This window comes from Novibacillus thermophilus (genome assembly GCF_002005165.1).
Classification (GTDB): Bacteria; Bacillota; Bacilli; order Thermoactinomycetales; family Novibacillaceae; genus Novibacillus; species Novibacillus thermophilus.
Genome location: NZ_CP019699.1, coordinates 2,523,805 through 2,537,521 on the forward strand (window position 1 = coordinate 2,523,805; position 13,717 = coordinate 2,537,521).

The 13,717-nt window shown below is 50.5% G+C and carries 14 protein-coding genes and 1 pseudogene; 13 read left to right on the forward strand and 2 right to left on the reverse strand.

Annotated elements, in window-relative coordinates; translation table 11 throughout:
• The first annotated feature begins 1 nt into the window (after position 1).
• From B0W44_RS12280 to B0W44_RS12290, 3 genes are read left to right on the forward strand one after another with little or no spacing between them, the layout of a single operon-like run.
• Positions 2 to 931, forward strand: coding sequence for a magnesium chelatase ATPase subunit I (locus tag B0W44_RS12280; protein WP_228441092.1), 930 nt, complete (start codon positions 2 to 4; stop codon positions 929 to 931).
• A complete protein-coding gene (locus tag B0W44_RS12285) occupies positions 921 to 2,891 on the forward strand; it encodes a VWA domain-containing protein (protein WP_077720286.1) in 1,971 nt (656 codons plus the stop codon). The genes B0W44_RS12280 and B0W44_RS12285 overlap by 11 nt, the downstream gene beginning before the upstream one ends.
• Before the next feature lie 40 nt (positions 2,892 to 2,931).
• The gene (locus B0W44_RS12290) at positions 2,932 to 6,618 is read left to right on the forward strand and encodes a cobaltochelatase subunit CobN (protein WP_077720287.1); all 3,687 of its coding nucleotides are present in this window, start codon (positions 2,932 to 2,934) and stop codon (positions 6,616 to 6,618) included.
• A gap of 71 nt (positions 6,619 to 6,689) precedes the next feature.
• Here the strand turns inward: B0W44_RS12290 and tatC are convergent, their stop codons facing one another.
• Both tatC and B0W44_RS12300 read right to left on the reverse strand, forming a co-directional pair.
• The gene (gene tatC / locus B0W44_RS12295) at positions 6,690 to 7,139 is read right to left on the reverse strand and encodes a twin-arginine translocase subunit TatC (protein WP_077720288.1); all 450 of its coding nucleotides are present in this window, start codon (positions 7,137 to 7,139) and stop codon (positions 6,690 to 6,692) included.
• Positions 7,140 to 7,192: 53 nt separating this feature from the next.
• Entirely contained in the window at positions 7,193 to 7,372 is a 180-nt protein-coding gene (locus B0W44_RS12300; protein WP_077720289.1) for a twin-arginine translocase TatA/TatE family subunit, read from the reverse strand.
• Positions 7,373 to 7,550: 178 nt separating this feature from the next.
• On the opposite strand from B0W44_RS12300, the gene B0W44_RS18630 reads away from it, so the two are divergent.
• From B0W44_RS18630 to B0W44_RS12335, 10 genes and pseudogenes are all read left to right on the forward strand, one after another.
• Complete coding sequence (locus B0W44_RS18630; RefSeq protein ID WP_228441673.1) at positions 7,551 to 7,727, forward strand: twin-arginine translocation signal domain-containing protein; 177 nt, start codon at positions 7,551 to 7,553, stop codon at positions 7,725 to 7,727.
• Positions 7,724 to 8,977, forward strand: a complete 1,254-nt coding sequence (locus B0W44_RS12305; protein ID WP_237087462.1) for an alkaline phosphatase PhoX — start codon at positions 7,724 to 7,726, stop codon at positions 8,975 to 8,977. The genes B0W44_RS18630 and B0W44_RS12305 overlap by 4 nt, the downstream gene beginning before the upstream one ends.
• A 50-nt stretch (positions 8,978 to 9,027) precedes the next feature.
• Complete coding sequence (locus tag B0W44_RS12310) at positions 9,028 to 9,609, forward strand: TasA family protein (RefSeq protein ID WP_077720290.1); 582 nt, start codon at positions 9,028 to 9,030, stop codon at positions 9,607 to 9,609.
• Positions 9,610 to 9,893: 284 nt separating this feature from the next.
• Complete coding sequence (locus tag B0W44_RS12315) at positions 9,894 to 10,553, forward strand: GntR family transcriptional regulator (protein WP_228441095.1); 660 nt, start codon at positions 9,894 to 9,896, stop codon at positions 10,551 to 10,553.
• 1 nt (position 10,554) lies between these two features.
• Positions 10,555 to 10,842 (forward strand): SDR family oxidoreductase, encoded by a 288-nt coding sequence (locus tag B0W44_RS18635; protein ID WP_418304047.1) that lies wholly within the window; start codon positions 10,555 to 10,557, stop codon positions 10,840 to 10,842.
• Positions 10,843 to 10,888: 46 nt separating this feature from the next.
• Positions 10,889 to 11,083, forward strand: a pseudogene (locus B0W44_RS19240) (enolase C-terminal domain-like protein); the annotation flags it as partial.
• Between the two features lie 61 nt (positions 11,084 to 11,144).
• Positions 11,145 to 11,456 carry an enolase C-terminal domain-like protein gene (locus tag B0W44_RS18640; protein WP_228441098.1) on the forward strand — a complete coding sequence of 104 codons (312 nt, stop codon included), beginning with the start codon at positions 11,145 to 11,147 and terminating at the stop codon, positions 11,454 to 11,456.
• 141 nt (positions 11,457 to 11,597) lie between these two features.
• The gene (locus B0W44_RS12330) at positions 11,598 to 12,848 is read left to right on the forward strand and encodes a hypothetical protein (protein WP_077720293.1); all 1,251 of its coding nucleotides are present in this window, start codon (positions 11,598 to 11,600) and stop codon (positions 12,846 to 12,848) included.
• Between the two features lie 107 nt (positions 12,849 to 12,955).
• Positions 12,956 to 13,078 (forward strand): TRAP transporter large permease subunit, encoded by a 123-nt coding sequence (locus B0W44_RS19245; protein ID WP_418304100.1) that lies wholly within the window; start codon positions 12,956 to 12,958, stop codon positions 13,076 to 13,078.
• A 149-nt stretch (positions 13,079 to 13,227) separates the two neighbouring features.
• The gene (locus tag B0W44_RS12335) at positions 13,228 to 13,620 is read left to right on the forward strand and encodes a GIY-YIG nuclease family protein (RefSeq protein ID WP_077720294.1); all 393 of its coding nucleotides are present in this window, start codon (positions 13,228 to 13,230) and stop codon (positions 13,618 to 13,620) included.
• Positions 13,621 to 13,717 lie beyond the last annotated feature (97 nt).

A 13,717-nucleotide genomic window follows, 5' to 3' on the forward strand; every position in this document is an offset into this window, starting at 1 on the left:
CGTGAACTCGGAAGTGTTTCCGTTTGCGGCGATTGTCGGGCAGGAAATGATGAAAAAGGGACTGCTGCTCAATCTTGTCAATATGAGTCTCGGCGGCGTATTAATCCTCGGCGAGAAAGGCACGGCCAAATCGACGGCGGTACGGGCGCTCGCCGATTTGATGCCTGGACTGCGCGTCGTCAATTTACCTGTCAGTGCTACGGAAGATCGCGTCGTCGGCACTTTGGATATTGAGCATGCGGTCCGGGAGGGGGAAAAACGGTTTGAGCCGGGGCTGTTGGCGGCGGCACACGGACATATTTTGTATGTGGATGAGATCAATTTGCTGGATGACGCGATTGTCGATGCGCTGCTCGATGCCGCTGCCATGGGGGTGAACACGGTGGAGAGAGAAGGGATATCGCATTCGCATCCGAGCCGGTTTGTGCTCATCGGCACCATGAATCCGGAAGAAGGCGAACTGCGTCCCCAGCTGCTGGACCGGTTCGCACTTTCAGTGGAAGTGAACGGAGAGCGCGAGGTGACGAACCGGATGGAGGTCATTCGCCGCCGATTGGCGTTCGAATCAGATCCCGTCCAATTCCGGCGAACGTACGAGAAGGAACAGGCGGAACTTCGCAGGCGGGTTGAACGCGCCCGAGAATTGCTCCAACGCATCGAACCGTCTGAGGATTTACTGGTATGGACCGCGACGGTCGGGATTCGACTGGGGGTGGACGGCCACCGCGCGGACATCATGTTAATGAAAACGGCCATGGCGCTCGCCGCGTTCCAGGGAAGGACTCGTATTGTGCCAGAGGATATGGTTGAAGCGGCGATGATGGTGATGCCACATCGCATGCGCAAGCGGCCGTTCGAAGAGGAGGCTTTCGACGCCGAAGCGATACGGACGCTTCTCGGGGATTTACAGGAGGTCACTCATGCGCCTTAACGCTGCCGTGTATCCGTTTTGTGCCGTCGTCGGCCAAGACCGTGCAAAAAAAGCGCTCTTGCTTCATGCGGTCAACCCCTTGCTGAAAGGCGTGCTGTTGGCCGGCGCACCGGGCACAGGGAAGACGACCCTTGTGCAAGGCGTTGCCGAACTCTTGCCGGAGCGTAAGAGAATTGACATCCCCCTCACTGTCGACGAAGACCGGCTTTTAGGAGAATTGGATATCGCGGCTGCCGTTCGGAGCGGTGAGCCTGTGTTTGCCCCAGGTTTGCTCGCCGAGGCGGACGGGCACATGGTGACAGTCGACAACGCAGACCTAATGCCGGAGAGACATCTGAAAACAATTTTAACCGCCGCGGATTGTGGGAATTGCGAGTCGAAGAGCCGGGAACGGTCTGATTGGAAGCCATCACGGTTCCTGTTGGTCGGCACGTTGGTTCCGGAGGAGGGGAAGCCGATGCCCGCCATGTTGGATCGGTGGGGCTTGTACGTCCGTCTCGAAACGCCGGCGGATCCTTCAGAACGGGCGGCAGTCGTAAGCCGCTTATTGGCCTTCGATCGGAACCCTGATGCGTTCAGACACAAGTTTGAACGGGAGACAGAAGCTTTAAGAAAAAGAGTTGCCGCTGCAAGAGGGCGACTTTCGACCGTCCATGTCAGTGAGAACGTGCTGCGACTCGCAGCAGAAATTGCGGGGGAAGCCAGATGTCCGGGACACCGAGCAGATATCCTGCTGCTTGAAACGGCTAGGGCCCTTGCAGCGTGGGAGGGTCTCTCCGAAACGACGTCTCATCATCTGCGTGAAGCAGCCGGATTCGTGTTGCCGCATCGCATGATGGGAGCGTTGGAAAATCCGGAAGTTTCAACCGGGGAACCGTCCGAGGGGGATCAAGCGCGGGAGCAGATGGAGAACAGTGCACCCCCCCATCGTTCGAGTGAACCAAGCAGTCCCGAACCCAACGACGCTAGGCAAGAAGATTCGGATAGCCGGAAGCAAGGCGGCCAAGTTGGCCAACTTGAACACACACCCCCGTCCGTACATCCAGGCGACAACGTCGCCGAATCCGATTACGGCCACGCTTCTAACTCCGAAGCACACGCTATCGTTGAAACAGTTGGTCAAGAAATCGACATCCGTCAGTTCATGTTCACGCCGCCCTGCGCCTTGCAGAAGGCGAATGCGGGAAAACGGAATCGAGGGGGAACGGGCTCATCTGCTGGCCGGTACGTTCGGGCTGAGAAACCGCGGGGACCGCTAAAGGACCTCGCCTTCGATGCCACGTTTCGAACGGCGGCGCCTTATCAGCGTTTGCGCCGGGAGCGTTACGGTCCGAACGACAGACAGCTCACATTGTTGATAGAGCCGAGGGACTTGCGTGTGAAGGTCCGGGAAAGCAGAACTGGAACCGCGTTGTTGTTCGTTGTTGACGCAAGCGGCTCAATGAACGCGGGCAAAAGAATGAAGGCCGTCAAGGGCGCCGTGTTATCCTTGCTCCGCGATGCGTATCGGCAGCGGGACAGCGTCGGTTTGATCGCTTTTCGGGGCAGGGGGGCGGAACTTTTGCTGGGCATGACGCGCAGCGTGGAACTTGCCGAGCAAAAGCTTAAAATGATGCCGGTTGGAGGGAAAACGCCCTTATCAGCAGGGCTAATCAAAGGGTTGGAGACGATCCGGTCCGTGTCGAACAAAGGGAGCGGGCTCGTTCCGGCGATGGTTGTCATCACCGACGGGAAGGCGAACGTCAGCTTCGGATCGGGGCTTGATCCATGGCGGGAAAGCCGGATCGCCGCCCAACGCGTTGCCGCGGCAGGCGTGCGAACGCTGGTGATCGATACAGAGGAAGGATTCGTCCAGCTCGGTTACGCCCGCAAGCTGGCGGACGATTTGCAAGGCTCGTATTACCGACTGGCAGAGTTGGAAGCTGACCACATCGAACGTGCCGTACGAACTCTGGTTTAGGTGACGCACTCATGAATTTATGAAATGGGAGGATGACAGGTTGAAGCTGTTCATTTTAACGAGTGGGGACACGACTCTGGCCCTTTTGTCGAGAGCGTATCGGACGCTGGATCAGAAGCAGCGGAGTCAATTGCAGCTGGCCATCGCCGACTTGGGGAACCGAAATCTTGACGAACTGCGGCTGGACATCGAAAAAAAGCTCCCCGGAAGCGACTTGGTGATGATCGATGTGCATGGAGTCCGCCGGGAGGTGGTTGAACAACTCACCTTCATGCTGGGCAAAGGGACGGTTCCAATCGTCCCGCTGGGCGGCAATTCCGCCGAGATCCTACCTCTGCTTCGCCTCGGCAAGCTGACCTCCGAACATTTGCCGGACCCCTCGGACCAAGGTGCAGGAACTTCGCTGCCACAAGATCTCAAAGCAGATTACGATTGCTATTTGCGGTTTGCCGAATATTGGCGGGGCGGCGGTACGTCCAATATGCTCGGGCTGCTATGTCTGGCAGGCCGGGCGTACGGGGGCTGTGACCGGTTGCCGGAGCCAGACGATCCTGTTTGCGTTCGTGAATTGTGCATCTTTGAACCGAGAGAGCAGAAGGTGTATTTATCCGTGTCTGCCTACCGTTTCAGCCGCGGATACACTGACGATCGGCCGAACGTGGCCCTCCTGTTTCTCGGCAACGGAAATCCGCTGGACACTGCCGATTGTATCGGACAACTCATGAGCAAATTGGAAGCCTTCGCCAACGTCATGCCGATCGCCTTTCCTTCCGTGATGAACATCCCCATCGATCGGTTGCGCGATCTTTTGCTTGGAGACGGACGACGTGCGGATCTCATCGTCAATCTGCTGCCTTTCCGGCTTGGAGTGGGCCCTGGCGGGACTAGTGCAGGCGAGGCGGAAGACATGCTCAAAGTGTTGGAAGCCCCCGTGCTCCATCCGGTTTTCCTGTCTAGTACGACGGAAAGGGAATGGAGACAGTCCGTTAGCGGGCTGGAGCCGCCACTGCTGCTTGTCCAAGTCGTGCTTCCGGAGCTTGACGGCAGCATTGAGACGTATCCGATCGCCGCACTGCAGGATGAAGGGGAAGATGCGGAATTGGAAGTGCCCTTGAAGCGGCTGCAGCTCATTCCGGAGCGGACGAATCGGTTGATCGGACGCATTCGCCGCTGGCTGGCGTTGCGAAGCAAACCGAACCATGACAAGAGACTGGCCATTGTGTGTTATCACTATCCGCCAGGCGAAGGAAATGTCTTCGGCGCTTCCTTCCTGGACACGTTCGAATCGGTGGCCCGTTTATTGACCTGGCTCAAGCAGCGGGGATACAACGTGGAAGAGATGTCCGCAGCAAAGCTTCGCGCCCGCTTCACGGAAGAGGGTCTAGTCAATTCCGGAACGTGGACGGGCGATCGTGCGTCCAGGGAAATGATCCGTTACGGCGATCCTGATTTTGAGACCAAGTTATCCGGTCGTTCATGGGGAAAAGAGGCGATGGTCCGTTGGGGCCGACCGCCCGGTGATGTGATGACCGAGAACGGTTCGTTCCTGATTCCCGGAATTGTAAACGGCGATGTGTTTGTCGGTGTGCAGCCGACTCGGGGCATTCACGAGGAACCGGAGAAGTCGGTTCACGATCGGTCGCTGCTGCCGACGCATCAATATACGGCGTTTTATCAATGGATCCGCGAGGAGTTCAAAGCAGATGCCGTCGTGCATGTCGGCACGCACGGCACGCTGGAATTTCAGCGCGGCAAAGAATCCGCCCTGTCAGGAGACTGCATACCAGACGATTTCATCGGGGATTTGCCCAATTTGTATTACTATTACGTCGGAAATCCGTCCGAAGCGATGATCGCCAAGCGCCGCAGCCATGCGGTGTTGATCGGCTACCAGGCGCCTCCCTTTACAGAAGCTGAACTTTACGGCGAGTGGCGCCGTCTCGAAGCGCTGCTTCATGAATACCGTGAAGCCGAGCTGCAAGATCCTGACCGGTGCGATGAGATTCTCGCAAAGCTAAAGACCGAAGCGAAGTCGCTCCACTTGTCCGTCGAGACGCCGGAGCAAATGGAGGAAGAGCTGTACCGGATGCAGCGTTCCCTTATCCCGAGCGGGCTGCATGTGCTGGGAGACGGCTATTCGCCTGAAGCGGCAGCTGCTCACATGCGGTTTGTGCTGCGCCACGATCGGGGAAACATCCGCTCCTTGCGCAGCTTGCTCGCGGAAGGCAGGGGCTTGAAGGCGGAAGAACTGCTTTCCGGCGGGCATGCAGAACGGCTTCGAGAAATAGATGTCGAGGCTGACTCGCTGGTTGAAACGTATGTGGCGACGAAGTCGCTTCCGCCGGCTTACGCGGGGAGGAACCCGGAGTGGGTCAAATCGTTGATTCGTTCATTGGAGTACGGATACAGGGCTTACGAAAGCGCGACGGTCAACGAGGAGGCGGAAAGTTTGCTGCGGGCGTTGGAAGGGCGGTATATACCGGCCAAACTCGCCGGTGACGTGCTGCGCACCCCTGAGGTGCTGCCGTCCGGACGCAATCTGTTTCAATTTGACCCGAGCCTGGTTCCGAGTCGAACAGCAGCTGAAAGAGGGGCGGCGGTGGCGGAAAGTTCGATACGGCAATACCGCCGACAACACGGCGAATATCCGAACACGACGGCGGTCGTACTCTGGGGTCTGGAAACATCGCGGACGCAAGGGGAAACGATCGGTCAAATTCTTCATTACATGGGGGTTCGGATCGGCGGAATCGGTACTTTTCGCACGGAATACGAGGTGATCCCGCTCTCTGAATTAGGCAGACCGCGTCTGAACGTCGTGGTGCATATGACCGGTTTGTTCCGCGATATGTTCCCGAATGTACTGGAAGATTTAAACCGGGTCTATCGGCAGGTGTCCGAACTCGATGAACCCGACGAGTGGAATTGGTTCAAGGCGCATACGCGAAAAGTGGAGGCTGAGCTGCTCGCCGCCGGATATGGGGCAAAACAGGCCCACGACTTGGCGTGCGGCCGGATGTTCGGCCCGGCGCAAGGGGAATACGGTACAACCGTAACCCGAATGATCGAGACGAAACAGTGGCGCGATGAATCCGAGCTTGGACGGGCATACGCGGACAGCCAGCAGTATATTTACAGCTTGGAAGAGCGTGGACGGGCGGAACCGGCGCTGTTCCGTTCCCACTTGCTGGCGGTCGACATCGTATCGCAAATTCGCAGCAGTCACGAGCGGGAGGTAACGGATTCCGACCATTACTATGAATATTTCGGCGGCTTGTCCAAGTCAGTGGAGTTGTTGAAAGGCCGCAAGGCGGAAATTCACATTACGGACACGACGGGGGAGCAGGTGAAGACCGAACCGGCGGATCTTGCGATTGCGCGCGGGGTCCGCACCCGGCTGACCAACCCCAAATGGATCGACGCGTTGATGCGACATCCTTATCACGGCACGATGGAAATTGCCCGCCGGTTCGAATATGTGCTGGGCCTTGCGGCAACGACCGGAAAAGTGGAGACGTGGGTCTTTGACCAGCTGTACGACGTCTACATTGCGGATGAGGAAATGAGTCGCGAGATGCGGGACAACAACCGGTGGGCTTATCATGCGATGATGGAAACACTTCTTGAAAGTCACCAGCGGGGGTACTGGCAGCCGGAGGAAACGGTCATTGATCGCCTTCGGCAAAAATATATGGAACTCGAAGGGGATTTGGAGGACGTCCGGTAAGCCAGAATCCGCCATGCCCGGTTTTTGCAAAACGGATTTTGCTGTATCGGCTTTGCTCAAACCGGGCCTGCCTATATACTCTCCTGTTGCATAAACGTTTTGAGCTGTTCTTGTTTTTTTTCGATAGACGCTTTGGACAAATGGATACTTGCTTCATACAACAAAATGAATGGGACGGATACGAGGAGCGGCAACAAAAAGTCTGGCGGTGTGAGCAGTGTACTTACAACCATTATAGCAAAATAGGCATACTTCCTTATGTTTTTCATGTGATCCGGTGTGAGGACCCCAAGAGTCGTCAAGAACATGGCGCCAACCGGCAGTTCAAACAAAAGGGCAAATGGGACAGTGATTCGGAATAGAAACTTAAAGTACCCTTCTACGGTTATCATCACATTAAACATGCCATCTGATAAAGATAGAATAAACGGGAAAATCAACTGTACAAACACCACGTATCCAAATGCGAGCCCGCCGACAAATAGTAGAAAAACAAAGGGAATGAAGAGACTAAATCCAATTCATTTCTGTTCTGTTTTTTTCTCCACTTGGCAATTAAATTCACGATCAACACCTATTGATCCGACTTTTTCTCATGGTCGATCTCCCTCGCCATGTCTTGAACAGCGTGTTTGAATTCCTTCAACGTCTGCCCTGTAGCCCTCCCGATTTCTGGCAGCTTCTTCGGTCCAAAAATGACGAGCGCAATCGTCAAAATCAAAATTAACCCTGGAATGCCTATTGTTGAGAACATCCTTTCACCTGCTTTCTTCGTCTATTCGTTTTTCTCTATTCTAACAAGAAAATTTCAGAAAACAGAATAATTAACGGAAAATTAACAATAAAACTAAGTGTTTAACTGTTACTTAAACGCTACTTAATGTTTTATTGTTACTTTGGTTCATGAAAATGAAGGAGGGATTGTGATGGGCATGGACAGGCGACAATTTTTAAAGGTTAGTGGACTGACAACAGCGGCTATTGCATTAGGAACGACAGGACTGTTATCACTTGGAGAAAACGGACGTAAGGCATTAGCAGCCCCTAGGCCAACTCGAGGTTCATTTGGGGGTATGGTCCGCTGGTCAAAGATCCAGGAGGGGTTCTGAACCTTCCGAGGGGGTTTCAGTACCGCATTATTTCCGAAGAGGGCGGAAAACTTTCTGATGGTCGCCCTATTCCGGCATTGTTTGACGGCATGGCGGCATTTCAAGGAAAAAACAATGCGACCATCCTTGTCCGCAACCACGAATTGACGAGTCAAACAGATAACCCTGTAATAGGCAAAAATCCGTACGATAAAGACAATACTGGTGGGACCACCGCTCTAGTGGTGGGTCCTGATCGTAAATTGATCAAAGAATATGTGACGTCATCTGGTACCGTTCGAAATTGTGCGGGTGGGGGCACCCCTTGGGGAACGTGGCTGACGTGTGAAGAAACGAGGGAGACAGGACATGGGTATGTATTTGAAGTTGATCCACTAGACCCTGAGAACAATTTATCGAAAACACCGATTCGAGCAATGGGAGCTTTTTCCCATGAGGCCGTAGACGTGGATCCCGCGACGGGGATCGTGTACATGACGGAAGATGATGGCCCAGAGAGTTACTTTTACCGGTACATTCCGAATGATCCTAGCGGAAAAGTCGGTTCTCTGCATAAAGGGGGGAGATTGCAAGCGGCTGCCATTGAGGAAATGAGCTCCAACGAAATAAGTAAGTATTACACTGGCAAGAAATTTGGCATTGTATGGAAAGACCTTGACCCAGAAAAACCGACGTTAGATGCGCGCAATAAGGGATGTATCCAGTTTTCCCGCTTGGAAGGCTGCCATTTCGTGAACGGAGTATTCTGGTTTTCGGACACGGATGCAGGGGATAAGCACTTAGGACGGATTTATCGCTATATCCCAGCTACGAATACGTTAGAACTTTTCTTCGAATCCACAGATGCGAACGATTTGGAATCGCCTGACAATGTCACCATTACGCCGTGGGGTGATTTGTGGATCGTAGAGGATGGAGCGGGATCAGACCGTATCATCGGGTTAACTCCTGAAGGAACGACCTACGTCTTCGCAGAAAATGTACTGAATTATTCAGAATTAGCTGGCCCCACTTTCTCTCCTGATGGACAAACTTTTTTTGTCAATATTCAAACGCCTGGAATTACGTTCGCCATTTGGGGGCCGTTCTCACATAGAAACGCGGCTAGAAGCCGTTTAATGGGGCACGCTGCACCACCGGAGCACTATGCACCTAAAATTTCGGACAACTTAATGGCATTCGCAGAGGTACAAGGCATGTCTACGTTGGAAGCAGCTGCGTTCCATCGCCACGGTGTGCCTATATTATAGAGAGCTAAATTGAATTCAAGAAAAAGAAGTGAAAAGGAGATGGTTTTACCATGAGTGTAAAGAGAAAATTAGGTTATGGATTTGCATTAGTGGTACTTGGATTGTCTTTAGTGGTAGGAGGAACGTTTGCATACTTCAGTGATACAGCGACCGCCAACAACACATTTACCGCTGGTACACTCGATTTGGCATTAGACCCGGAAGTCATCATCGATGTCGAAAATTTGGTGCCTGGCGATTCTGAGTTCCGCACGTTCTACTTGGAAAATAACGGAACGCTCGATATCAAAGAAGTGCTTCTTCGTACCAGCTATACGGTAGAAGATGCTAAGAACGACAATACCGATGACTTTGGAAAACACATCCGTGTCAACTTCCTGGAAAATGCAGATAAGTCTGAGGACTATGGGTACAATGACATTATTTACTCTACCACGCTATACGATCTGCAATATATGGTTCCAGATGCGGTAGAAAAAAACATCATTGGTTTTGAAAATGAGCAAAGCGGATTGCCGGCTGGTACGAATGACACGATGTATGTCGAATTTGAATTTGTGGACAATGGAGAAGATCAAAATCAATTCCAGGGAGATACTCTAAACCTTCAGTGGTCATTTGAAGGCAGATAATAGAATAAAAAAATCATAAATAATCCCCGGTTTGCTCATGTGAGTAAACCGGGGATTACGTATTTATGTAAGATTCCCCAAAAGCGACCTTGATCGGGACGAGGCAGGCCGTAAAACCTGAAAAATTGAGAAACCTCACGGTTCCCGATGAATTTTTTGAAAATAATTATTGACAAACAATTCATGATATACTAATATACAAGTATATTAGAGTTCTAGTATGCCTTTAGGAGTGAGTAGAGCTGCTAAACATTAACGATATGACTGAAACGGCTCACCATTCAGTGAGTGAACGCGCTTACTCTGTATTAAAAAAACTGATTATTAATCTGGACCTGCCTCCAGGGAAAAAAATCACAGAAAACGAAATCGCTGAAGGTTTTAAAGTGAGTCGAACACCTGTGAGAGAAGCTTTTTTGAGATTGTCACAAGAGGGATTAATCGTCGTTTATCCACAAAGGGGTTCGTTTGTGTCCCTCATCGATTTAGATCATGTTGAAGAAGCGAAGTTTATGCGCAAGCATTTAGAACCTGCCGCAGCTAAATATGCTTCAAGTATTGAGTTTCCAAGAAAACAGTTAGAAGAGCTGGAAAAAAACTTAAACGACCAAGAGGCGTGTGTTGAGGAGGAAAATTACAAAAAACTGTTCGATTTAGATGGGGAATTCCATAGAATCATCTTTACCGGATGTCACAAAGAGCGTACGTGGAAGTCACTGCAGCAGATGATGATCAATTTAGACCGGATCCGAATGTTAAGTTTAGCTTCCCACTATAATTGGCAAATTATTTTGGAACAGCATCGAAAAGTGGTTCAAAGTATCCGGTCAAAAAACCCAAACCAGGCGGAACAAGTGATGTTGGAGCACATGAAACTAGTAGACGTGGACATTGGCGACCTTGTACAGCGATACCCCGATTATTTCAAGAGAAGGGCTGGTTAACGTGAGATTAGAAGACAAAGTTGCAGTTGTGACCGGAAGCGGAAGGGGCATCGGGGCTGCTATTGCGCACGGTTATGCTAGTGCCCGGGTCACGAAAATTGTTCAAGGCTTAATCCGTAAAGGGGGGCATCATCCGGAGAAGCTGGAAGCGAGAATCCCTGCCGGAAGGATGGGAGAAGTTGAAGATTTAGTGGGATCAGCCGTATTTTTAGCCTCTAATGAATCGGACTATGTAACCGGAACCACGTTGATTGTAAACGGTGGCTGGCTTGCAAACGGATACACGTAAAAAATCTAGCATGTGAACAACTAAATGTTAAAGGAGAAATGTTCGGATGAAAATTGTTGATGTACGGCCAACCACGGTCACAATACCGTTAGAAGCTCCATTGCGGCATAGCAACGGCGTGCATTGGGGGCGGTTCGTACGGACGATCGTTGAGGTTGAAACAGACGAAGGAATTGTAGGAGTGGGGGAATTAGGCGGAGGGGGAGAAAGTGCTGAACTTGCTTTTCAAGGTCTGAAACAATACTTAATCGGCCACGATCCTTTTCAATTAGAGGCATTACGCTTCAAAATATCAAAACATCTTGAATCCGGCTGTCGACGTCATTTTGCTAGATACGACGTTCTGGGGAGGCATTCGCCCCTGTTTAAAGGCAGCCGCGATTTGCGAAGCGTTTCAATTGGGTGTAGCGGTTCATTCTTCCGGAGAGTTAGGAGTACAATTGGCCACCATGTTACATCTGGGCGCAGTGATCCCAAACATGACGTTTGCGCTCGACGCCCATTACCATCACCTAGTGGATGATGTGATCGAGGGAGGGAAGCTCCAGTATTGTGGATGGAAAGATCCAAGTGCCGGAAAAACCTGGCTTAGGGGTTACAATCGACCGAGATAAACTGGGAAAGTACGCAGATTTATACAAAGAATTAGGGGGATATCCGTATGACCGGGACCCCTACCGCCCTGGTTGGTATCCGTTAATTCCAAATCATGAATGGGCGAATCCAGAAATCTGTTTGGGAGAAGGTGATTCGAAATGGGAAATAACACAGTGAAGAGCCGATCAGAGATTAGAGACGTTGTGGCACAGGGAATTCAAGATACAAAAATAATTGATGTACACACTCACCTGTTTCCGCCCTCTTTTGGGGAACTATGTTTGTACGGCATCGACGAACTTCTGACGTATCATTACCTTATTTCTGAAGCGTTTCTGTGGCTGGATATACCGTACGAATCTTTTTGGAAGATGTCTAAAAGAGAACAGGCCGACCTCATTTGGGAGACGCTGTTTTTACAAAATAGCCCGGTAAGTGAAGCCGCGCAGGGGATACTTACTATTTTAGACGAATTGAATGTACCCGTTTCAAAAAACCTTGACGACGTCCGTCGAGCGTTCGATCAGCGGGACGTAGACGAATACATATCGCGGGTTATGCACGTATCGAATGTCGAAGAAATTGTGATGACAAATGACCCGTTTGATCCTGCGGAAAGGCAATATTGGGAAAAAGGAGAGATGGGAGATGACCGGTTCCGTTCTGCACTCCGATTAGATCCTCTCGTAAACGATTGGGATCACACAGTCGCATTAGTACGGGAAATGGGGTATGAAGTTGATGAAAGGGTGGACCGAAGAACAGTAAAATCGCTACAACAGTTTTTAAAGGATTGGATAGAGAAGATACATCCGTTGTATGTCGCGCTATCTCTACCACATACGTTTACCTTTCCTGAAAGAGGCTCCTCAACCAGGATTCTTGAGGAATGTTTAATACCGATATGCGAACAGTACGAATTACCCATGGCATTAATGGTCGGTACAAAAAGACAGGTAAATCCGGATTTAAAGCTGGCTGGGGATATGGCGGGAAGAGCTGACATGGCAGCATTAGAAAATTTGTGCAGACAATATCCGCATCAAAAATTTTTAGTGACCATGCTCTCCAGAGAAAATCAGTATGAGTTGATTACGCTTTCTCGCAAGTTTAGAAACTTGATGATTTTTGGGTGTTGGTGGTTTTTAAATACACCTTATCTCGTCGAAGAAATAACGCGAATGAGATTTCAACTTCTAGGGAACCGTTTTATACCTCAACATTCAGATTGCCGGGTTTTCGAACAGTTGATTTACAAATGGAAACACACCAAGCATATCTTAGAAAATCTTTTAATGGAGCATTACGAACAGCTATTGAAGAAGGGATGGCCAGTCGAAGTGTCGGACATTCGGAATGACATAGAAAAGCTGCTAAGAGGAAATGTTTTACATTTCATAAACTCATAGCCGAGAAAGGGGAAGAGAAAAATGAAGAGGTTGAGTTAACATAACAGAAAACCCGTACTTGATCACGGTCATGGTGTTAGGGTTTTTAGTGTTCGCCGGGTATGGTTATGGAAAGCACAGTGAATACACTGTTGTTGACGCCTATTTTTCTACCAATTATGCAAAGTATCGGGATGGACCCGGTGCACTTTGGCATTTTAAGGGTGATACCGTGTGAATCATTAATGTGAACTTTGAGAGTGACTGTACTTGGAGGTAGTGCCAAACCATCCTAGCGTCCAGCAGATCCGTTTTCGGCATTAAGTCACTGGTCCAGTCCGACGACATTCTCCGGAAGTACGACGCCAATCGCGTTAAGCAAGAAAGGAAATGCGGTGTCATGAAACCCCTAAAATATGAAAAAAATCATACGCTTTACGCCATTAAAGCCTTGATGACGCGTGACTACGAAAATATTACGATCGGCAAACTGGGGACTTTTTCTTTTCAAAAAGGGTTGTATGTGTATGTCGGCAGTGCCAAAAGGAATTTGCACTCCAGAATTGAAAGGCATATTAAATTGGAGAAAACGAAACACTGGCACTTTGATTACGTACGGCCTTTTCTTCAAATAGTAGAGATAGAGACATATTCAGGAGAAGAAAGAGAATGCCGGCTTTTTCAAAGGCTCATGACAGAAAATGGAGGACATGTACCTATTCGTGGTTTTGGTTCTTCCGATTGCCACTGTAAAGCGCATATGTTCTTTGTTCCTTTGAAACAGCACTTGTGATCGAATAGCTTCTTTTTTTGAAACCGTCAGTCGCCTTTACGATAGAAAAAAGCCCGCTGTTCAGTTTTGGGTATCACAAGCAGAAAACCGCTTGTTG

What these genes read in the sequence shown, in the direction of transcription:
- B0W44_RS12285 (WP_077720286.1), top strand. Translation starts at nt 921, where the DNA reads ATGCGCCTTAACGCTGCCGTGTATCCGTTTTGTGCCGTCGTCGGCCAA.
- B0W44_RS12300 (WP_077720289.1), bottom strand. Translation starts at nt 7,372, where the DNA reads ATGTTCTCAACAATAGGCATTCCAGGGTTAATTTTGATTTTGACGATT.
- B0W44_RS18630 (WP_228441673.1), top strand. Translation starts at nt 7,551, where the DNA reads ATGGACAGGCGACAATTTTTAAAGGTTAGTGGACTGACAACAGCGGCT.
- B0W44_RS12310 (WP_077720290.1), top strand. Translation starts at nt 9,028, where the DNA reads ATGAGTGTAAAGAGAAAATTAGGTTATGGATTTGCATTAGTGGTACTT.
- B0W44_RS12330 (WP_077720293.1), top strand. Translation starts at nt 11,598, where the DNA reads ATGGGAAATAACACAGTGAAGAGCCGATCAGAGATTAGAGACGTTGTG.
- B0W44_RS19245 (WP_418304100.1), top strand. Translation starts at nt 12,956, where the DNA reads ATGGAAAGCACAGTGAATACACTGTTGTTGACGCCTATTTTTCTACCA.
- B0W44_RS12335 (WP_077720294.1), top strand. Translation starts at nt 13,228, where the DNA reads ATGAAACCCCTAAAATATGAAAAAAATCATACGCTTTACGCCATTAAA.